Raw genomic sequence first — 19561 nt, 5'->3', positions numbered from 1 at the left:
TTTCCTTTCCTTTTTTCTTTTTTGACCCCTGCGCGAACCCTCCCCCCCCCCCCCCCCCCCCCCCCCCCCCCCCCCCCCCGCCCCCTCCCCCCCCCCCCCCCCGGGCCGGGTGCCGACCTGTCCGCTCCACTCCAGACATCTCCGTCCCCTCCGCTCCGGACCTCCCCGCCCCGTCCACTCCAGACGTCTCCGTCCCGGGCTGCCCGCACTCCGGTACTCCGACCGCCCCGGGAAAGGCGATTCATGCACGCACTCGAGACAGTGGCCATAGCGGCCGCGGCCGTCGCGGCCGGTGGCATCAACGCGGTGGTCGGCTCCGGCACCATGATCACCTTCCCCACTCTGCTCGCCTTCGGATACCCGCCCGTGCTGGCCAATGTCTCCAACACCATCGGACTCGTACCGGGCGTGATCAGTGCGGCGTACGGATATCGCGCCGAGCTCAGAGGCCAGCGGCCCCGCCTCGTCAGGCTCGGCCTCGCGTCGCTCCTGGGCGGTGTCGCGGGAGCGGTGCTGCTACTGAAGCTGTCCGCCGACACGTTCCGTTCCGCGGTGCCCGTCCTGATCCTGCTCGCCTGCGCGCTGCTGCTGTTGCAGCCCCGCCTCCAGAAATGGCTCGCACGGCGCGAGAGCCGCGGCCGTGCGGACGGCGGCATCCCCCTGTGGGCCGGCGTCCTGGGCACCGGCGTCTACGGCGGCTACTTCGGTGCGGCCCAAGGGGTGCTGCTCATGGGCCTGTTCGGGTCGTTCCTCCGGGATGACCTGCAGCGTCTGAACGCCGTCAAGAACGTCCTCGCGTCCATCGTGAACGGCGTCGCCGCGGTCATCTTCATCGCGGTGGCGAGCGTCGACTGGACAGTGGTCGGCGTGATCGCCCTCGGCTCGACCCTGGGCGGTCTGGTCGGCGCGCGGGTGGGCCGTCGCCTGTCACCCGCCGTGCTGCGCGGGCTCATTGTCGCCGTCGGTGTGACCGCGGCCATCGCCGTGGCCGTCTGAGAGCCGCGGCGCGAGAAGGAGACGCGCGTCACAATCGCCCCTGTCGAATCACGCCGAACCCATCCGTGTAGGAGGTGTAACCGCCGACAACGCCAAGGAGCGCACCATGGAAGCCCGCTTGAACCTCCTCAACAGCCCGCTCGTGGCCAAGGCCTTCAAGCACATCGCCTCGGCGAGCAAGGTGATCATCTCGGAGTCGACGCTGCCGTCGAGGACCCAGGACCTGGTGATGCTCCGGGCGAGCCAGATCAACGGCTGCGGATTCTGCACCGACATGCACACCAAGGACGCCGCGCACGCCGGGGAGACCCCGGTCCGCATCAATCTGGTCGCCGCCTGGCGCGAGGCCAAGGTCTTCACCGACGCCGAGCGGGCCGCCCTGGAGCTGACCGAGCAGGGGACGCGCATCGCCGACGCTGCCGGAGGTGTCACGGACGAGGCGTGGGCGAACGCCGCCAAGCACTACGACGACGACCAGCTCGCCGCCCTGGTGGCGCTCATCGCCCTCATCAACGCCGCCAACCGCCTGAACGTCATCGTCCAGCAGCCCGCGGGCGACTACCAGCCGGGCCAGTTCGGATGACGGGAAGCCACTAGGCCGCCCTGCTCTGGCGCCGGTACCCTCCCGGCGCCAGGCCGTACTCCCGTTTGAAGGCCTTGGCGAAGGCGAACTCCGAGCCGTATCCGGTGCGGGCGGCGACCGTGGTCAGCGGGGCGTCGGACTCGCGCAGCATGCGGGCGGCTGTCGTCATGCGCCAGCGGGTCAGGTACGCCATCGGCGGTTCGCCGACCAGAGTGGCGAACCGCCGGGCGAACGCGGCGCGGGACAACCCGGCCTGCTCCGCCAGGGACTCGACCGTCCACGAAGCCGCGGGGTGGTCGTGCATGGCTGTCAGGGCGGGTGCGACAGCCGAGTCCCGCAGGGCGGCGGCCCAGCCCTGTGCGGCGTCCGGGGGTTGGTCGTCGAGCCAGGCCCGCAGGATGTAGAGGAGGAGCGAGTCGATCAAGGTGGGCACGATGCCGTCCGAGCCGATGCGCGGGTTCTCCAGCTCGGAGCCGAGGAGTTGGACGGCGGCGCTCAGCTCCGGATGGTGTCCGTGCCGCGTCGGGAGATGGATCACTTCGGGCAGCTGGCGCACCAGAGGGTGCGGTCGTCCCTGGTCCAGGTGGTAGCTGCCGCACAGCAGGCTGGTCTCGGCACCCTCGCCACCGAGTGTGATCGAGCCGATCGGCGAACTCCCGCGGAACTGCTCGCTCTCGCACTCCTCGGCCGAGGTGGAGGGATGGTCGGCCAGGACATGGCCCCGCCCGCCGCGCAGGAAGATCACGTCTCCTGGATTCAGCTGAATCGGCTTCAGGTGTGGGGGCGCGTCGGGCAGCGGGACCAGCCAGCAGGTGCCGTAAAGGACGACGTGGAAGCTTGCGCCCGCGACGGGTGGCAGGGTCAGGCCCCAGGGGGCGCGGCCGTTGGTCCGTACGGACGCCGGGTGTCCGGTGCGCATCGAGGCCAGTGCCTCGGTGAGGATGTCCATCCGGCCTCGCCCTTCCTGGTGCTGCTGCCGCCCGCCGCGGTCGGCCTGTTCAGACCGTCAGGACAATCTTGCCCTGTACGTGTCCCGCAGCGACAAGCTCGTGTGCCTTACCGGCCTCCGCCAGCGGAAACGTCTCCTCGACGGAGGGGCGGACCCGGCCCGTGTCGATCAGCTCGGCGAGCGCTTCGAGCCCGGCGGAGTCCGGTTCGACCATGACTCCGGCGAAGCGCCGCCCTGCGGCCTCGACGCGCGCGGCGAGCTCCCGGTCCTGGTGCTCCAGGATGCTGATGAGCACGCCGCCGGGGCGCACCACGCCGAGCGAGAGATCGCCCTGGGCCATGGAGTCGAGAACCACGTCCACGTCCTTGACGGCCTCGGTGAAGTCGGTGGTCCGGTAGTCGATGATCTCGTCGGCGCCGAGGCCGCGTACGAAGTCCTGTCGTGCCGCACTGGCGACCGCGATCACCCGCGCCCCACGCGCCTTCGCGATTTGCACCGCGAAGTGGCCGACGCCACCGGCCGCCCGCTGGATCAGCACCCGGTCGCCCTCCTTGATGTCCGCCGCCCCCACCAGACCCTGCCAGGCGGTGAGCGCCGCGAGGGGGACGGCGGCGGCGTGCACGTGGTCGAGCGAGGCGGGCTTACGGGCGAGGTGGCCGGACGGCACGGCGACGTACTCGGCGTACGCGGTGGCTGCACGGGGGAAGAGCGGCATCCCGTACACCTCGTCGCCCACCGCGAACCGGGCCCCGGCGCCCACCTCTTCGACCACCCCGGAGATGTCCCAGCCCACGCCGAACGGCGGCTCGCCGAGCAGCGGAAAGGCACCGGACCTGACGGCGATGTCCGCCGGGTTGACAGCACTGGCGTGGACCTTGACGAGGACCTCACCGGCCAGCGGCTTCGGCCGTTCGGCCTCCACGACCTCGAGGACCTCGGGTCCGCCGAAGGACTTCTGGATCACTGCGCGCACGGTGACTCTCCCTGGGTTGGGTTCTGGGTCGGACTGACTCTGGATTGCGCTTGCTTGATGTCCTCAACCCTAGAGAGATCGAATGAGCCGCAGAATGGCTTTCTGTCTCTGCCACATGTCCCATCGTCTTGATGCCCGACACCCTCAGCCATACGTGTCCCAGGTCACATTGTTCGTGACGGTCCCCGGTCACATTCCCACGGCGTGGTCCGTCAGGGAAGTGACGCACTCAAGCGCTCAAGACGCCCGGCCGGAGCAAGTCCGCCCAGGCACCCGTCCGATGGGAGCATTTCTGATGTCCACCGCCTACGTTGTCGTCACCGTCCTGGCCGCCGTCATGGTGGGCTTCTCGGCCGTCTCCGTCTTCCTCCGCGCCAAGTGGGTCGTGGAGCCCATGGCCGACTACGGCGTCCCCCTCTCATGGCTGCCCTGGCTCGGCGCGGCCAAGGCCGCGGGAGTGGCGGGACTGCTGGTCGGACTGCTCGTGCCGGCGATCGGCGTCGCGGCGGGGATCGGCCTGACGCTGTACTTCACCGGCGCCGTCGTCACCGTGATCCGGGCCCGCTGGTACGCGCACATCCCGTTCCCGCTCCTGTACGCGGCACCGGTGATCGGGGCCCTGGCCCTGGGCCTTGCCGCCTAGCCCCAGTCGTAACTTCCGCAACGTGAGTGCTACTTGAAGGGTTGACTGAGCCCTGACAACCAGTATGGTCTAGGCCAATGAGTCGACCGAGGCGCCCGGTTGTCTCTCGCCCCCTCATCCCCCCACCCAGAGGGAACAGAGATGAACAAGAAGCAGAAGCTGGCAGCCGCTCTCGGCGCGGGATTCGCGCCCGTGCTCGTCCTGGCCTCCGTCACCCCGGCCAGCGCACACGGCTACGTCAACTCGCCCCCGAGCCGTCAGGCACAGTGCGCGGAGGGCACCGTGTCCTGCGGCGAGATCACCAACGAACCGCAGAGCGTCGAAGGCCCCAAGGGGCAGACGACTTGCAGCGGCGGCAACTCACGGTTCTCCGATCTGGACGACGACAGCAAGGGCTGGAAGGTCACCGACGTCGGCTCGTCACAGGAGTTCAGCTGGAAGCTGACGGCACATCACAGCACCAGCACCTGGCAGTACTTCGTCGGCGGCAACAAGATCGCCGAGGTCGACGACGGGGGCGCCCAGCCGGGTGAGACCGTCACGCACAAGGTCGACTTCGGAGGTCTCAGCGGCAAGCAGAAAGTGCTCGCCGTGTGGAACATCGCCGACACCGCCAACGCCTTCTACGCCTGCATCGATGTGAACATCGGGGGCTGAGCCCCCTGCGCGGGGTGGCTCCCCCAAACCACCCCACCCGGTCTGCCGGGCCGCGGCGCCAGCGCGCCGGGGCTCGACAGGCCGGGCTTTCGCGTACGCACCCGGCCGCCAGACGGTGCAGCGGCCAGGATGTGCGATGGACGGTGCGAAATGACGCTCGATGCCGGGTCCAGGCTGAGATGGTGGAGGCATGGCCGATCTGCGCAAGACTCTGGAGACGCACGTCAGCAACAGCTCCGTGGCGGGAACGGTGGGCCTGGTGGCCCGCGGTGACCGGGGCGAGGAGGTCGCGGCCGTCGGGTCCGTCGACGTCGAGGGCACAGCCCCGATGGCCAGGGATTCCATCTTCCGTATCGCCTCGCTGACCAAACCCATCGTCGCCGCCGCCGTCATGATGCTGGTCGACGAAGGACGGATCGCGCTGGACGATCCGGTCGCACAGTGGCTGCCGGAGCTGGCGTCGCCGAGCGTCGTCCGCACCCCGGCCGCACCGCTGGACGACGTGGTCCCGGCGGTCCGGCCGATCACCGTGTTCCATCTGCTCGCCTCCCGCTCCGGATACGGATTCCCTTCGGACTTCTCGCTGCCCGCGCTCGCACCGCTCTTCAGCGAACTGAAGCAGGGTCCTCCCCAGCCGCAGGCCGTCCCGGCACCGGACGTCTGGATGGCCGCGCTGTCCCGTATCCCACTGCTCCACCAGCCCGGCGACGGCTGGCTGTACAACCTCAGCTCCGACCTGCAGGGCGTACTGATCTCCCGGGTCACGGGAGTGCCGCTGCCCCAGTTCCTGGCCGAGCGGATCTTCGAGCCGCTCGGGATGACCGACACCGCGTTCTCGGTGCCACCGGGCAAGCTCGACCGGTTCACCAGCTACTACGCGGCCGGAGCCGAGGCAGGACCCGAACGCGATCCCCGGAGCGGACTCGAACTGCTCGACGCCCCCGACGGGCAGTGGAGCAGCCCGCCCCCGTTCCCGTCCGGCGCCGGTGGTCTCGTCTCGACCCTCGACGACTGGCTCGCCTTCGGCCGCATGCTGCTGGCCGGGGGCACGGCCGCCGACGGGGGTCGGCTGCTCACACCCGGTTCGGTGCGGAAGATGACCACCAATCAGCTCAGCACGCCCGAAAGGGAATCCGCCGGTCTCTTCCTCGAAGGGATGGGCTGGGGTTTCGGCGGGGCGGTGGACGTCGAGACCGTGGAACCGTGGAACGTCCCGGGGCGCTACGGCTGGGTCGGCGGCACCGGTACGACAGCGCACATCATCCCGTCGAGCGGCACGATCACCCTCATGTACAGCCAGTTGCAGATGGGCGGGCCCAGCTTCCCCGAGCTGATGCGGGACTTCTGGCGGTACGCGGCCGGGGCCTGAGTCGGCCGGCCCGCGGCCCCGTGATCCGCCTCAGGTCTGGCGCTCCGGCTCGTAGGCGTCAGGATGCAGCCCGAACGTCCACGCCACGCCCTCCTTGGCCGTCCGTGTGGTGGGCGGGACACGCAGCCAGTACGTACGACTCGTGCCGTCGGGTTCCGGGGTGGAGTTGACCACCTCGACCATCACCACGTCCTCGTCACCGGTCAGTTGGATACGCCAGAGCACGCCCGTCTCGTCGCGGTGCACGGGCACCGCGCCGGACTCGTCCAGATAGCGGTCGTAGCCGTAGTGCTCCAGCATGACGCGGCGCAGTTCGGCGTTGTCCTCGGCACGTATCCGCTCGGGGCTCAACGCGGAGAGTTCGTGCAGGAACTCACCCGGCACCGGCATACCGCGCCACGCGTGCAGGGCGAACCCGTCGGGGAAGGCGAGTGCCGGGCCGTCGGCGCGGTCCAGACGGCCGGCCTCGTCGCGGTGCAGTTCCGTCGGCCGCTCGCAGACGATCACCTCCCGCTCGAAGGGCCACCACCAGCCCGCCGTTCGGGCGACCGCCGCAAGCCCGTCCAGTGAACCGCCCTCCGATGTGTCGAAGGCGCACAGCCAGGCCGCCTCGTGCTGGCCGAGCACGGCGTCGAGGAGGACGAGACGGAGGGCCTGCTGGTCCTTACGGCTGTCACCCGCCAGTTCTTCAAGGACTCCGGTGCGGATGCGGGAGGCGAGGGCCTGGGTGGTGTCCCAGAGCCGGGCCCCCGTGGCATTCCAGTGTTCGGACCAGCCGCCCGGCCCCGACCGCGCGTGCACGGACTCTCGCTCGGCCGCCCATGGACGATTGCGCACTGCTTCGCGCACGCTGTGGCCCAGAGTGTCCTTCTCCGCCGCCACCAGTCGCACGGCCTCGCGCGGAGAAGCGGCCCAGCGGATGCGCTCGGGCTCGGGGAGTCCCGCCCTGCTGTAGGCGAGCCGCACACCCGCCTCGGCGGCCGCGCGGTCGGCCGGACCTGTGGCCGCCACTACCTGCCGCCACTGCGTCACGTCGCCCTCCCCTGTCGGCGCCTGCTCCGGCAGCACGCGCTCCACCGTCGTCATCTCATCCGCTCCCATGTCGTTCCCTCCCGCTTCCCGCCCCGGCTGCTCCGCATCGATCCCACCCACGCGGCATCAGTCGGCCACCAGACGCACGGAACCCGGTACGTACTCGCGCTGGCGCACCACTCGGTACCAGCCCTTCGGCAGCGGAATCGCCGCGTGCTCCTCGTGCACCACGCGTCCGCCGTCGGGCAGGTGAAGCAGCATCGGGCCGAACGAGCCCGATTCGCGGATCAGTTGGCCCGGGCCCACCACGGCGTGCGCGTGTCCCGTCACTTCCCCCAGAGCCAGCACGAGCCTGCCGCGGGCGTCCCGCGGCTCCTTCGGACCGTCGCCGATGTGCGGCGGCAGCGCCGACTCCGCGACGGGCACGATGAGCACATCTCCCTGCCGGTACATAGGTCTCCCCTCCCCGCGGCACGCTCAGCACCGCTCAATGAATCCGACGGTACGGCGAGGGTCTGACAACGGCCGTCGAGCGGCGGCCGATGCTGCTTGGGCAGCCCCGCGGCGGGCGTTGTCAGTGGCGCTTGGTAGAAATTCTGCACATCGGCCGATCAGCACGAACACGGGATCGGGGCAGTTGAGCGCCGGATCGGCGCCATGGCTATGGGGAGCGCGGGCGGACATGACCATCGGAGACAACCAGCAGCACTGGCACGGACTGCCCATTCATGAGTTCCCGCAATTCGACGACAAGCCCACGGACGAACTGCCCGCGGCCGATTCCGTGGCCTGGCGGATCGCCGTCGAGTCGTACGACAGCGAAGAGCAGTGGGAGGCCGCATTCGCGCGGTTCACCGAGGCCGTCGATATTTCGCTGGTGCGGGCGATCATCGTGGGCGCGTGGAGCGACGTCTACGAGAACGGACCGGACGAGGTGATCGCCGCACTGATCGCCGCGAAGGACCGCATGCCCGCGCTGCGGGCCCTGTTCCTGGGCGACATCGACTCGGAGGAGTGCGAGATCTCCTGGATCACCCAGGGCTGTGTCACCCCGCTCCTCGACGCCTTTCCCGAGTTGGAGGAGTTCGCGGTCCGCGGCAGCGACGGCCTCGCGTTTCCCGCCGTGGAGCACGGGCGGCTGCGGTCGCTCACCGTCGAGACGGGCGGTCTTCCGGTCGAGGTGGTGCGCGGCATCGCGGCGAGCGACCTGCCCGCCCTCGAGCACCTCGATCTGTGGCTCGGCACATCCGGGTACGGCGGCGACGCGGCGGTCTCGGACCTGGGGCCCTTCTTCGCGGGGACGCGACTGCCCCGGCTTCGGCAGCTCGCCCTGCGCAACAGCGAGATCCAGGACGAGATCGCCGAGGCGATGGCATCCGCCCCGGTCGTGGCCCGCCTCGAAGTCCTCGACCTCTCCATGGGCGTGCTGACGGACGAGGGTGCCACGGCGCTGCTGGCCGGGCAGCCCTTGACGCACCTCAAGAAGCTCGACCTGCATCACAACTTCCTCAGTGAGGCGCTGAGCGCACGCGTGCGCGAGACCTTGGAACCGGCCGGCGTCGAGGTCGACCTCGACTCGCAGGACGCGGACGACGACGAGGAGGAGGACGGCACGGTGTGGCGTTACGTGGCCGTGGGTGAGTAGCGGTCTCCGGGAGAGGGGGAACGTCATGGGGCGTGCGACGAGGCGTCACGAGCCGTGTCACGGGCTGCCAGGACCGCGGTTCGCGGTGGTCGGCAATCCGGAGAACCGCCGGGTGAGCCTGTTCGCGGCGGCCGTACGGGAAGCCGGACTGCCAGCACCGCGTGTCGTGCCGTGGCTTGATGTGCTGCGCGACGGCGGTGCGGCCTTCGGCGCGGACGAGGTGGTCCGGCTCGAATCACCCGGCGAGAACGCCGATGTGGACCTGGCGCTGCGCGGGATGGACGACCCGACGCGGGTGGAGGGCAGCGCACGTTGGTACGAGCGGTTCACGGCGGCCGTAAGGTCGTTGAGCGGGGGCCTGCGGCTCGACGACCCGGACGAACTCGGGGTGCTCTTCGACAAGCGGCTCTGCCATGGCGTGCTCTCCCTCGCGGGTGTTCCTGTTCCGCCGTCACCCACTTCGGGGGCGAGGGTAACCGTGCGCGGCTGGGACGACGTACGAGCGCTGATGCGTGAGCATCGCATGCCGCGGATCTTCGTCAAGCTCGCGCACGGGTCGTCCGCTTCCGGGGTGCTCGCCGTCGAGACAGCGGGCGCCGGGCGCATCCGGGCGACCACGTCCGTGGAGATGTCGGGCGGCCGACTGCACAACTCCCTGCGGGTACGCCGCTATCGGGACGAGCGGGAGATCGCTGCGATCGTCGACGGCCTCGCGCCCGACGGCCTGCACGTCGAGCGCTGGATGCCGAAGGCCTCGCTGCACACGCGCGTGGCGGACCTGCGGATCGTGGTGATCGGCGGGCGGGCCACGCACGCCGTCGTAAGGACGAGCAGGTCGCCCCTGACAAATCTTCACCTGGGCGGATCGCGTGGTGAGTTGGCCGAGGTGATCGAGGCGGCGGGGGCTCACTGGGCAAAGGCTCTGGACATCTGCGAGCGAGCCGCCGCCTGTTTCCCCGGCACGCTCTGCGTCGGCGTCGATCTCCTTCCCGCCATCGGCTGGCAGCGGTTCGCCGTCGGCGAGGTCAACGCCTTCGGCGATCTGCTGCCGCGTCTGACGGGGCTGTCGGGCAGCGGGGCGGAGGGCCTGGACACGTACGCGGCACAGGTCGCCGCCGCGCCTCTCCGAACCCCTCTGGCCTTGCCCCACCCGCACCACTCCACGAACCACCCCGCAAGGAACCGCCATGCGAACACCTGACATCGCCGGCCTGCCGGACACCCCCGTCGCTCCCGACATGAACGAGGTCGTCGGCCGCGATGACGTCCTGCTCCTCACCCTCGACACACTGCGCCACGACGTGGCCGTCGAGCTCGCCGCCGCGGGCCGCATCCCGCATCTGGCCCGTCACCTTCCGGGCGGCGTCTGGGAGAAGCGGCATGCGCCGGGCAGCTTCACCTACGCCTCGCATCAGGCGATGTTCGCCGGGTTCCTGCCCACACCCGCCGCTCCGGGTCCGCATCCTCGGCTGTTCGCCGCACGGTTCACGGGAAGCGAGACGACCGCCGGGCGCACGTACGTCTTCGACGCGCCCGACCTGGTGTCCGGCCTCGCGGACGCCGGGTACCGCACGGTGTGCATCGGCGGGGTGGGCTTCTTCAACAAGCAGGGCGCCCTGGGCAACGTACTGCCGGGGCTCTTCCAGGAGAGTCACTGGGAGCCGGAGTTCGGCGTGGCCTCACCCACCTCCTTCGAGGCGCAGGTGGAGCGGGCCGAGAAGGTGGTGGCCGAACTCCCCCACGAACAGCGCCTCTTCCTCTTCCTGAACGCTTCGGCGCTGCATCAGCCCAACTGGTTCCACCAGAGCGGCGCCACCCGCGAGGCAGGCGACAGTCGCGCGACGCATGCGGCCGCTCTGGAGTACATCGACCGGCATGTGGGGCGCCTGTTCGCCGCCCTGAGCTCGCACCGCCGTTTCTTCGCCATCGTCTGCTCCGACCACGGAACGGCCTACGGCGACGACGGCTACGTGGGCCATCGCCTCGGTCACGAGTCCGTGTGGACGGTGCCGTACGCCCACTTCTTCCTGGAGCCGTCCGCATGAGCACACCGCAGCTTCTCGACCCCACCGGCACGCGCCCGTACCAGAGTTATGTCTACGCCTACCCGCACAAGACCGCCTACCGCCCGCTGGCCGACCGCCCCGAGCTTCGCACCCTCTGGGAGGCGGAGCCCAAGGACGCGCTCTCCCTCTATCTGCACATACCGTTCTGCGAGGTCCGCTGCGGCTTCTGCAATCTCTTCACCCGTATAGGTGCCCCCGGCGAGCTGACCACCCGCTATCTCGACGCACTCGACCGGCAGGCCGCAGCGGTGCGGGACGCGCTCGGGCAGAGCGGTGACGCGCCGCAGGCCCAGTTCGCCAACGCGGCGTTCGGCGGCGGTACTCCCACCTATCTTCAGGCCGCGGAGCTTGAGCGGCTCTGCGACATCGCCGAGCGGCGCATGGGGGCCGACCTGCGGGCGATTCCGCTCTCCGTCGAGGCATCGCCCGCGACCGCCACCGCGGACCGGCTCGCGGTCCTCGCCGAGCGCGGGGCGACCCGGCTCAGCCTGGGCGTGCAGAGTTTCATCGACTCCGAGGCGCGGGCGGCCGTGCGGCCTCAGCGCCGGGCGGACGTCGAGGCGGCGCTCGGCCGGGTGCGCGATGCCCGCATACCGGTGCTCAACATCGACCTCATCTACGGGATCGACGGCCAGACCGAGGACAGCTGGCGCGCCTCCTTGGACGCCGCGCTTGCCTGGCGGCCCGAGGAGCTCTATCTCTATCCGCTGTACGTGCGGCCGCTGACCGGTCTGGGCAAGCACGGCACGGCCCTGAGCGACGCCGACTGGGACGAGCAGCGGCTGCGTCTGTACCGGCAGGGCCGCGATCATCTCCTGGCGGAGGGGTACGTCCAGGTGTCGATGCGGATGTTCCGCCGGGCGGACGCTCCCCCGCAGGGAGCGGACGATTACGCCTGCCAGACCGACGGCATGATCGGCCTGGGCTGCGGCGCCCGTTCGTACACCTCCTCGCTGCACTACTCCTTCGACTACGCGGTCGACCTGCGCGAGATCCGCACGATCATCGACGACTACACCGCCACCGAGGACTTCAGCCGCGCCGTGCACGGCCGCCGGGTCGACGGGACCGAGGCCCGCCGTCGCCACCTCCTCCAGTCGCTGCTCCAGGCGGACGGCATGCCGCTGGCCGACTACCGCAAGCGGTTCGGTACGGATCCGCACGACGACTTCCGCGCGGAACTCGAACGAAGCGCGGACCGGGGCTGGTTGGAGTTGGATGCGGCGCCGGGAGTGCTGCGCCTGACACCGGAAGGTCTCGCACACTCCGACGCGATCGGCCCCGAGCTGTTCTCCGCCGAGGTGCGGGCCGCGATGGCCGCGTACGAACTGAAGTGAGCGCGCCGACCATGGACCTGACGATCCTGTACCGCGGCCCGCTGGCGTCGTGCGACTACGCCTGCCCGTACTGCCCGTTCGCCAAGCGCCGCGACTCCCCCGAGCAGTTGCGCGCCGACCGGGCGGCACTGGAGCGCTTCACGGACTGGGCCGAGCACCAGACCGGCGACCGCCTCTCCCTCCTCTTCACGCCCTGGGGTGAGGGCCTGGTCCGCTCCTGGTACCGGCGGGCACTGGTCGAGCTCTCCCACAAGGCGCACGTCGAACGCGTCGCGATCCAGACGAATCTCAGCTGTCGCACGGACTGGCTCGCGGAGGCCGATCTCGGCACCGTCGCCCTGTGGTGCACCTATCACCCGGGCCAGACTCCGTACGACCGCTTCCTCACCAAGGCGCGTGCACTCGCCGAGCGGGGCGTGCGTTTCAGTGTCGGTGTCGTGGGCCTTGCCGACCATCTCGACGACGCCCGACGCCTGCGTGCCGCGCTGCCCAGTGAGGTCTACCTGTGGGTGAACGCGGCGGAGGGCCACACGTACACCGACGACGAGGCCGCCCGGTGGGCCGCCATCGACCCCTTGTTCCACTACAGCCGCCACCCGCACCGCTCCGCCGGCCTCCCCTGCCGTACGGGCGAGTCCGTCATCTCGGTCGACGGCGATGGCACCGTCCGCCGCTGCCACTTCGTCCGCGCCGAACTGGGCAACCTGTACGACGGCACGTACCGCCGCGCCCTGGAACCCCGCCCCTGCCCCCTGGCCGTCTGCGACTGCCACATCGGCTACGTCCACCTGGAGACACTGCCGCTGTACGACGTCTTCGCGGGCGGGGTCCTGGAACGGATCCCCGGACACGTCACCGCGTCTACTGCATCTGCCTCCGCACGAGCTCATGCAGCCGCCCGCCCGTATCTGCCAACAGTTGCGCGGGCGGCCCCTGTTGGACGACTCGTCCCTCCGCCATGACGATGACGCGGTCCGCGTCCATCACCGTGGAGAGGCGGTGGGCGATGACGATGCGGGTGGCGTTGAGGGCGCGGGTGCTGTCGATGACCGTGCGCTGCGTCTCGTTGTCCAGGGCGCTGGTCGCCTCGTCGAAGAAGAGGACGCGGGGGCGGCGGATCAGGGCCTGGGCGATCATCAGGCGCTGGCGTTGGCCGCCGGATACCGCCCCGCCGCCGGAGATCATCGTGTGCAGGCCCATCGGCATGCGCTTGATATCCTCGGCGAGGCCCGCCATTGCCGCGGCCTCCCACGCCTCCTCCTGCGTGAACGTCTCGGCACCGCAGATGCAGTCCAGGATCGAGCCGGTGAGCGGCTGCGCGTTCTGCAGGACGACACCGCACTGGCGGCGGACGGCGGCCTGGTCGAGGGCCGACAGGTCCTGGCCGTCGTACAGGACGCTGCCCGAGACCGGCTTGTCGAAGCCGATGAGCAGGCGAAGGAGCGTCGACTTGCCGCAGCCGCTGGGGCCGACGACCGCGACGAACTCCCCCGGCCGGATGGACAGGGACACGTCGTCAAGGACCAAGGGGCCGTCGTCCGAGTAGCGGAAGGAGAGCGCCCGCGCCTCGACCTCACCCTGCAGTTCGCCCGGCTGCGTGCTCGCGCCCCGCACCTCCGGCGCCTCGTCGAGCACCGGCTTGATCTGTTCGAACATCGGAAGCACCGCCGCCGCCGAGATCAGCGCCCCGGTGAGCTGTGTGACGGACGTCAGGAGCATCGTCACGGCGGTGCTGAAGGTGAGGAACTCGCCCGCGGTGAGGCTGCCGCGGGCCGGGCCCGCGAGGAGGATGAACATGATGAGGGTGCACAGCGGCAGATAGACCGAGTTGAGGACCGTCGTCACGTTCTTGATGCGGCCCGCGCGCTGCTGGAGTTCCCGGCTGCGCGCGAACTCCCCCGCCCAGGCGGCGTACGCGAAGCTCTCCGCACCGGCGACGCGGAGTTTGGGCAGGCCGCGCAGCGTCTGGAACGCCTGGTTGTTGAGCTTGTTGCTGAGTTCGACGAGACGGCGCTGCCAGCGCAGTTCCCACAGGCCGAGGGTGAGGAACACGGCCGCGATGACGGTCAGCATCCCCAGGGCCGCCAGGGCCAGGGGGACGCTGTAGAGGAGCAGCAGGACCAGGTTCATCGCGCCGACCGTGCCTGCCTGCAGCGCGACGGGGCCGATGCCCGAGAGGACCCGGCGGATCGCGCTGACGCCCATCGCCGCGCTCGCCAGTTCACCGGTGGAGCGCGAGGCGAAGAAGCGCGTGGGCAGGCGCAGCAGCCGGTCCCAGACCGCTGGCTGGAGGGCGCTCTCCATGCGGCCCTCCATCCGCAGGATGGTGAGGTTCTGGAGCAGCATGAAGGCCGCGGAGACGATGCTCGTGATCATCACCGCCAGGGACACCTGGACGATGAGGCTCTTCTCGCCGTTCGGCACGAACACGCCGAGCACCTGCCCCGTGGCGATCGGCACGAGTGCCCCGATCGCGACCGTCACCAGACCGGCGATCGCCAGATTGCGTACGTCGCCGCCCGTGCCGCGCAGGCTGAAGCGGAACAGGTGCCAGGGCGTCAACTTCTTCTCCGGCAGGGGACGGTAGAACATGACCCCCTGCGGCTCGAACTCCTCCGCGTTGCTCTGGTCGACACGCGTGCGCCGCCCTGACACGGGATGCACGGACTCGTAGCCGCCGCGCCGCCACAGCAGCGCGACCGGCTGGCCGCTGGCCGCGCGGTGTCCCACCAGCGGGCCGGTGTTCTCGCGCCACCAGCGCCCGTCGAGCCGGACGGCCCGGGTGCGGATCCGCGAGGCCACCGCGACCTGCTCCACCGGGTCGATCCGGTCGCTCACCGCACCGCCCTCCGCCGCGCCGGACAGCGTGATGCCCGCCGCCTCGGCGACAAGGCGGCAGGCGGCATACGTCGCGTCGTCACCGCCCCGCGATGCGGGACGGCGTGCGCCGCCCCTGCCGGAGCGGCCGATGGAGGCGATCAGTGTCCGGTCGGCCTGCTCGCGGACAGTCTCGCCCGCTTTGATACCGGCCGCCGTACGGTCCTCGTGGGCCCGCTCCAGGCGTTCGATCCAGCGGTCCAGGGTCGAGAGCAGCCGGTACTGCTGGTTGACCATGCGCTGCCACATGTCGGCCGCCACGAGCAGATCGCCCGCGGCCTCGGCGCTGTAGGCGGATCCGTACTGCACGCTGCCCGGCGCCACCGGCATCCAGAGGATGTCGTCGTCGGTCACCACGTCGTCGCCCATGGTGCGGCCGTCGAGCGGCGCCTCGAAGAGCACCCGATGGCTGCGTCCGATGCCGAGCGCGAAGGCGTGCTCGAGCAGGCTCAGGGACGCGTCCTGGGTGTCGTACTGACTGGGGTACTGCTGCTCGTAGGCCCAGGTGTCGCCGTAGTCGGGGCGGTACAGCTCGCGCAGCGGGATCCGGCGCAGCTCGCAGCCCTGGAGGGGGCGTCCGACGAGGGTGTGCTGGGGGCCTTCGACGGGGCCCAGGAGCAGGGTGCCCGGTTCGAGGCGGCCGAGGAAGTGCCAGTGGCCCTGCTGCACGGCGTCGACCGCGAACAGGTCCAGCGCGCCCGCCACGACGAGCCAGAGGACCTGCGGGCCTTCGAGGTGCACGCTGCGCAGGCCCGTGCAGTCGGCCGGGGTGCCGAGCGCGCCGAAGGCGGCGGCGACCGAGTCATGGGCGTAGGCGCCTTGCTGTTGCGGTACCGAGGTCACCTCAGTGCTCCTTGACCAGGTCGGCGTAGGGTCCGCCGGCGGCGACGAGGTGTTCGTGGCGTCCGCGCTCCACGACCGAGCCGTGGTCGAGCACGACGATCTCGTCGCTGTCGCGCACGGTGCTCAGACGGTGCGCGATGACGACGCAGGCGCAGCCGCGGCGGCGCAGATTGTCGATGATGACCTGCTCGGTCTCGGCGTCCAGGGCGCTGGTCACCTCGTCGAGGACGAGGATGCTGGGGCGGCGGACAAGGGCCCGCGCGATCTCCAGGCGCTGACGCTGTCCGCCGGAGAAGTTGCGGCCGTCCTGCTCGACGCGGCCGTGGATGCCGCCGGGCCTACGGGCCACGACATCGAACAGGCAGGCGTCCTTGAGGGCGGCGACGACGGCGTCGTCCGGGATGGAGGGGTCCCACAGTGCGACGTTGTCGCGGATGGTGCCCTCGAAGAGGAACACGTCCTGGTCGACGAAGGAGACGGAGGCGGCGAGCGCCCCGCGCGGGATGTCCTCCAAACGCTGTCCGTCGATGCGGATCGTGCCCTCCCAGGGGCTGTAGAGCCCCGAGATCAGCCGGGAGACGGTCGACTTGCCGCTGCCCGAACCGCCGACGAGCGCGACCTGCTGCCCGGGGCCCACGGACAGCGAGAAGCCGGTCAGGAGCGGCTTGTCGAGGGGGCTGTAGCCGAAGGTGATGTCTTCGAGCGTGACGTGGCCCTTGAGGCGGCGGGTGCTCGCGGCCGGTTCGGGGCGTGAGTAGAGGGTGTCGACGGGGAAGTTCTCGACGTCCTTGAGGCGGGCGACGTCGGCGCCGAAGTCCTGGATGCGGCCCGCGACTCCGTTGAGGCGGGTGATCGGCGCGGTGAAGCGGGTGACGAGGGCCTGGAACGCGACGAGCAGGCCGATCGAGAGGTGTCCTTCCACCGCGCGCAGGCCGCCGATCCACAGGATCAGCGCGCTGTTGAGCGTCGCGAGGGTCGGCGCGGCGACCCCGAGCCAGGCGCTCGGCACACCGAGACGCTGCTGCTCCTCCAGGGTGGTGGCGTGCTGCCCTGCCCACCGCCGGAAGTAGCCGTTCTCGCCGCCGGTGGCCTTCATGGTCTCGATCAGCTGCAGGCCGGTGTAGGAGGTGTTGGTGAGCTTGGCGCTGTCGGCGCGCAGCTTCTGGGTGCCGGTGGCGCGCAGCCGGATCACGATGCGCATGGCGACGATGTTGAGGAGGGCGATGCCGACACCGACGAGGGTGAGCTGGGGGTCGTAGGTCCACAGCAGGGCCGCGTAGAGGAGTACGACGATGCCGTCGACGCCCGCGGCCGTGAGGTCGCGGGCCAGGGTCTCGGCGACGGCGTCGTTGGACGCGAGCCGTTGGACGAGGTCGGCGGGGCTGCGCTGGGCGTAGAACGTGACGGGCAGACGCAGCAGATGGCGCAGGAAGCGGGCGCTGCTCAGCGTTGAGGAGATGATGCGCCCGCGGAGCAGATTCGCCTGTTGCAGCCAGGTCAGGACCACGGTGAGCGCCACCATCGCGCCCATCGACGCGAACAGCGCACCAAGGAGGGACGTCTGGTTGCCGATCAGGAACAGATCGATGTACGTGCGGCTGAGCGCGGGCAGTGCCGCGCCGACCGCGACGAGCAGCAGGCTGGCGAAGAGCGCGGCGAGCATGGTGCCCGTGGTGCCGCGAAGCCGTGCGGGGAGCGCCCGCATGACGCCGGGCCTGCGTCCTCCGGTGCGGAAGTTCTCACCCGGTTCGAGGACCAGGACGACACCGGTGAAGCTGGTGTCGAAGTCCTCCGAGGGGACGAAGCGACGGCCCTTGTCCGGGTCGTTGATGTGCACGCCCCGGCGGCCGAGGCGGCGCCCCGCGCCGTCGTAGACGACGTAGTGGTTGAACTCCCAGAAGAGGATCGCGGGCGCCTTCACCTCGGCGAGCGCGGCCGGTTCCATCTGCATGCCCTTGGCGGTGAGGCCGTAACTGCGTGCCGCCTTCAGGAGGTTGCTGGCCCGTGAGCCGTCGCGGGAGACACCGCACGCGATGCGCAGCTCCTCCAGGGGGACGTGCTTGCCGTAGTGGGCGAGGACCATGGCGAGCGCGGCGGCGCCGCACTCCACGGCTTCCATCTGCAGGACGGTGGGGGTGCGGACGGTCTTCTGCCGCTTGCCCTTCGACGCCGGTCGCGGCGCGGCGCGTCGGCGGCCGCGCCGCGGGGGCTCGGGGCGGTGCCTGCGACGGCCGCCGGGGGGCGGCAGTTGCTGCTGATGTTCCGGGGAGGGTTGTGGTGCGGTCACGGAAGCAGCCAATCGATCGGGCGCTGCTCGGCGAGGTGGAAGGTGCCGTCGGCCACGGTCATGGAGTCGAGTGCGAAGGGCGGGCCGCCGTCGGATGACCACTGGTAGCCGGACTTGGAGGACGAGGAGCGTTCGAGCTCCACGAGGACGGCCACGGGTGGCCCGTCCTTGGTGAACTGCCCGGCCAGTTCCTTGTCGCCGAGGAACCCGCTGATCTTCTGTTCGCTCTGGGCGGCTCGCCCGATCGCCTTCACGTGGCCACGCAGCATGCCGTACTCCTGTGTGGGCACGGACTGGACCGTGAGGTCCACCGAGGCGCCGACGGGTACGGTGGCCGCGCTGTCCGCGGGTACGTAGAGCATCGCGAGGAGCGGGTCTTCGCTGCCCGAGACGCGCTCGACGGTCGCGACGTCGGCGCCGGTGGTGACGACGGTGCCGATCCTGGCGACCAGCGTGGTCACCCGGCCCGCGGCGATGGAGCGTACGACCTTGTCGCCCTGGTCCGTACGGACTTTGAGCACGGGAGCCCCGGCGGCGACCCGTTTTCCTTCTTCGGCCAGGACGCGGGTGACCTGTCCGGTCACGGGGCTCTGCAGGACGTAACTGCCCTGGCCGTGGGTGAGGATGCCGGGTGCCCGAAGGGTGGAGGAGATCGAGCCGGTCACGGCCCAGACACTCGCGGCGATCATGACGACGACGGTGACGGCGAGTACGAGCAGGCCCTGGGGTCGGGCGTAGCGCACGGGAAGGTCGAGTTCCTCGGGCGACTGCAGCTTGGACAGAGCCTGTTGGCGGAACTGCACGGAACGCTTCCCTTGCTGTGCCTGTGGCGTCTGGTTGCCTGTGGCGTCCGTGAGCCCCGGAACCAGTGGTTCCGGGGCTCACGAATCATGGCGTCTCGGTGAGCTGAGGCTCAGAGACCAGCGGTCAGACCGCCGGCGAGGCCCGTGACCGCGCCGGTGTTCAGGCCGGTGGCACCCTCGACCGTGCCGACGACGCCGCCGACGACGCCCGAGACCGGGGCGATGGAGTCAACGGTGTCCGTGACGTTGCCCGCGACACCGGCGACGAGGCCACCGGAGACGTTGTCGAGGTCGGCGTCGGAAATCTCGAGGGTCTCGACCTGGGGGGTGTAGTTCATGTGTGAGCTGCCCTTCTCATGAATGTTGCAAAAGTGTTTCCAACACCGCGGAACCTGATGTGCGAATTCCGCGATGGCGAGGATCAAAGCACGTTCGCACGTCGTACATCCAATCGACCAGGCAACGGCCGACGGCGCTCACGACGACACATCACCGCTGGGT

At 70.3% G+C, this 19561-nt stretch carries 18 protein-coding genes; 10 read left to right on the top strand and 8 right to left on the bottom strand.

Features of this window, described 5'->3' with window-relative positions:
* Positions 1-243 precede the first annotated feature (243 nt).
* Positions 244-996, top strand: a complete 753-nt coding sequence (locus ACZ5CR_RS18150) for a sulfite exporter TauE/SafE family protein (RefSeq protein ID WP_468858461.1) — start codon at positions 244-246, stop codon at positions 994-996.
* Between the two features lie 106 nt (positions 997-1102).
* On the top strand, positions 1103-1579 hold the full coding sequence (locus tag ACZ5CR_RS18145) for a carboxymuconolactone decarboxylase family protein (protein ID WP_468858459.1): 477 nt from the start codon (positions 1103-1105) through the stop codon (positions 1577-1579).
* A 10-nt stretch (positions 1580-1589) separates the two neighbouring features.
* Here ACZ5CR_RS18145 and ACZ5CR_RS18140 read toward each other — a convergent pair whose 3' ends face one another.
* Both ACZ5CR_RS18140 and ACZ5CR_RS18135 read right to left on the bottom strand, forming a co-directional pair.
* Positions 1590-2528: an AraC family transcriptional regulator gene (locus ACZ5CR_RS18140; RefSeq protein ID WP_468858457.1), complete on the bottom strand. Its 939-nt coding sequence runs from the start codon at positions 2526-2528 to the stop codon at positions 1590-1592.
* Between the two features lie 49 nt (positions 2529-2577).
* Positions 2578-3501: an NADP-dependent oxidoreductase gene (locus ACZ5CR_RS18135; RefSeq protein ID WP_468858455.1), complete on the bottom strand. Its 924-nt coding sequence runs from the start codon at positions 3499-3501 to the stop codon at positions 2578-2580.
* Between the two features lie 295 nt (positions 3502-3796).
* On the opposite strand from ACZ5CR_RS18135, the gene ACZ5CR_RS18130 reads away from it, so the two are divergent.
* The 3 genes from ACZ5CR_RS18130 to ACZ5CR_RS18120 all read left to right on the top strand — a co-directional run bounded on the left by ACZ5CR_RS18130 (position 3797) and on the right by ACZ5CR_RS18120 (position 6170).
* Positions 3797-4144 (top strand): DoxX family protein, encoded by a 348-nt coding sequence (locus ACZ5CR_RS18130; protein ID WP_468858453.1) that lies wholly within the window; start codon positions 3797-3799, stop codon positions 4142-4144.
* 141 nt (positions 4145-4285) lie between these two features.
* Entirely contained in the window at positions 4286-4801 is a 516-nt protein-coding gene (locus ACZ5CR_RS18125; RefSeq protein WP_468858451.1) for a lytic polysaccharide monooxygenase auxiliary activity family 9 protein, read from the top strand.
* 190 nt (positions 4802-4991) lie between these two features.
* Complete coding sequence (locus ACZ5CR_RS18120; RefSeq protein ID WP_468858449.1) at positions 4992-6170, top strand: serine hydrolase domain-containing protein; 1179 nt, start codon at positions 4992-4994, stop codon at positions 6168-6170.
* Between the two features lie 30 nt (positions 6171-6200).
* On the opposite strand, the gene ACZ5CR_RS18115 is transcribed toward ACZ5CR_RS18120, so the two are convergent.
* Both ACZ5CR_RS18115 and ACZ5CR_RS18110 read right to left on the bottom strand, forming a co-directional pair.
* Positions 6201-7256 carry a DUF6745 domain-containing protein gene (locus tag ACZ5CR_RS18115; protein ID WP_468858815.1) on the bottom strand — a complete coding sequence of 352 codons (1056 nt, stop codon included), beginning with the start codon at positions 7254-7256 and terminating at the stop codon, positions 6201-6203.
* A gap of 72 nt (positions 7257-7328) precedes the next feature.
* Positions 7329-7655 carry a hypothetical protein gene (locus ACZ5CR_RS18110; protein WP_468858447.1) on the bottom strand — a complete coding sequence of 109 codons (327 nt, stop codon included), beginning with the start codon at positions 7653-7655 and terminating at the stop codon, positions 7329-7331.
* A 229-nt stretch (positions 7656-7884) separates the two neighbouring features.
* Here ACZ5CR_RS18110 and ACZ5CR_RS18105 point away from each other — a divergent pair, with 229 nt between their 5' ends.
* The 5 genes from ACZ5CR_RS18105 to ACZ5CR_RS18085 are packed head-to-tail and all read left to right on the top strand — an operon-like array spanning position 7885 to position 13212.
* On the top strand, positions 7885-8847 hold the full coding sequence (locus ACZ5CR_RS18105) for an STM4015 family protein (RefSeq protein ID WP_468858445.1): 963 nt from the start codon (positions 7885-7887) through the stop codon (positions 8845-8847).
* 25 nt (positions 8848-8872) lie between these two features.
* Positions 8873-10048 carry an STM4014 family protein gene (locus tag ACZ5CR_RS18100; RefSeq protein ID WP_468858443.1) on the top strand — a complete coding sequence of 392 codons (1176 nt, stop codon included), beginning with the start codon at positions 8873-8875 and terminating at the stop codon, positions 10046-10048.
* Between the two features lie 37 nt (positions 10049-10085).
* Entirely contained in the window at positions 10086-10892 is an 807-nt protein-coding gene (locus tag ACZ5CR_RS18095; protein ID WP_468858812.1) for an STM4013/SEN3800 family hydrolase, read from the top strand.
* Positions 10889-12250, top strand: coding sequence for an STM4012 family radical SAM protein (locus ACZ5CR_RS18090; protein ID WP_468858441.1), 1362 nt, complete (start codon positions 10889-10891; stop codon positions 12248-12250). The genes ACZ5CR_RS18095 and ACZ5CR_RS18090 overlap by 4 nt, the downstream gene beginning before the upstream one ends.
* 11 nt (positions 12251-12261) lie before the next feature.
* On the top strand, positions 12262-13212 hold the full coding sequence (locus ACZ5CR_RS18085; protein WP_468858439.1) for an STM4011 family radical SAM protein: 951 nt from the start codon (positions 12262-12264) through the stop codon (positions 13210-13212).
* Here ACZ5CR_RS18085 and ACZ5CR_RS18080 read toward each other — a convergent pair.
* From ACZ5CR_RS18080 to ACZ5CR_RS18065, 4 genes are all read right to left on the bottom strand, one after another.
* The gene (locus tag ACZ5CR_RS18080) at positions 13112-15970 is read right to left on the bottom strand and encodes an NHLP bacteriocin export ABC transporter permease/ATPase subunit (RefSeq protein ID WP_468858437.1); all 2859 of its coding nucleotides are present in this window, start codon (positions 15968-15970) and stop codon (positions 13112-13114) included. The two genes, ACZ5CR_RS18085 and ACZ5CR_RS18080, sit on opposite strands and share 101 nt — an antisense overlap.
* A 1-nt stretch (position 15971) precedes the next feature.
* Positions 15972-18257, bottom strand: coding sequence for an NHLP family bacteriocin export ABC transporter peptidase/permease/ATPase subunit (locus tag ACZ5CR_RS18075; RefSeq protein WP_468858435.1), 2286 nt, complete (start codon positions 18255-18257; stop codon positions 15972-15974).
* Positions 18254-19060, bottom strand: coding sequence for a biotin/lipoyl-containing protein (locus ACZ5CR_RS18070; protein WP_468858433.1), 807 nt, complete (start codon positions 19058-19060; stop codon positions 18254-18256). Before ACZ5CR_RS18070 ends, ACZ5CR_RS18075 begins: the two co-directional genes overlap by 4 nt.
* A 110-nt stretch (positions 19061-19170) precedes the next feature.
* On the bottom strand, positions 19171-19398 hold the full coding sequence (locus ACZ5CR_RS18065) for a type A2 lantipeptide (protein ID WP_383278155.1): 228 nt from the start codon (positions 19396-19398) through the stop codon (positions 19171-19173).
* Positions 19399-19561: the final 163 nt, after the last annotated feature.

The organism is Streptomyces sp. NPDC031274 (assembly GCF_055570235.1).
This window is presented reverse-complemented; position numbering and strand designations above follow the sequence as displayed.

Coding starts and splice junctions, on each gene's coding strand:
- ACZ5CR_RS18150 (WP_468858461.1), top strand. CDS start 244: ATGCACGCACTCGAGACAGTGGCCATAGCGGCCGCGGCCGTCGCGGCC.
- ACZ5CR_RS18145 (WP_468858459.1), top strand. CDS start 1,103: ATGGAAGCCCGCTTGAACCTCCTCAACAGCCCGCTCGTGGCCAAGGCC.
- ACZ5CR_RS18140 (WP_468858457.1), bottom strand. CDS start 2,528: ATGGACATCCTCACCGAGGCACTGGCCTCGATGCGCACCGGACACCCG.
- ACZ5CR_RS18130 (WP_468858453.1), top strand. CDS start 3,797: ATGTCCACCGCCTACGTTGTCGTCACCGTCCTGGCCGCCGTCATGGTG.
- ACZ5CR_RS18125 (WP_468858451.1), top strand. CDS start 4,286: ATGAACAAGAAGCAGAAGCTGGCAGCCGCTCTCGGCGCGGGATTCGCG.
- ACZ5CR_RS18120 (WP_468858449.1), top strand. CDS start 4,992: ATGGCCGATCTGCGCAAGACTCTGGAGACGCACGTCAGCAACAGCTCC.
- ACZ5CR_RS18115 (WP_468858815.1), bottom strand. CDS start 7,256: ATGACGACGGTGGAGCGCGTGCTGCCGGAGCAGGCGCCGACAGGGGAG.
- ACZ5CR_RS18110 (WP_468858447.1), bottom strand. CDS start 7,655: ATGTACCGGCAGGGAGATGTGCTCATCGTGCCCGTCGCGGAGTCGGCG.
- ACZ5CR_RS18105 (WP_468858445.1), top strand. CDS start 7,885: ATGACCATCGGAGACAACCAGCAGCACTGGCACGGACTGCCCATTCAT.
- ACZ5CR_RS18100 (WP_468858443.1), top strand. CDS start 8,873: ATGGGGCGTGCGACGAGGCGTCACGAGCCGTGTCACGGGCTGCCAGGA.
- ACZ5CR_RS18095 (WP_468858812.1), top strand. CDS start 10,086: ATGAACGAGGTCGTCGGCCGCGATGACGTCCTGCTCCTCACCCTCGAC.
- ACZ5CR_RS18090 (WP_468858441.1), top strand. CDS start 10,889: ATGAGCACACCGCAGCTTCTCGACCCCACCGGCACGCGCCCGTACCAG.
- ACZ5CR_RS18085 (WP_468858439.1), top strand. CDS start 12,262: ATGGACCTGACGATCCTGTACCGCGGCCCGCTGGCGTCGTGCGACTAC.
- ACZ5CR_RS18065 (WP_383278155.1), bottom strand. CDS start 19,398: ATGAACTACACCCCCCAGGTCGAGACCCTCGAGATTTCCGACGCCGAC.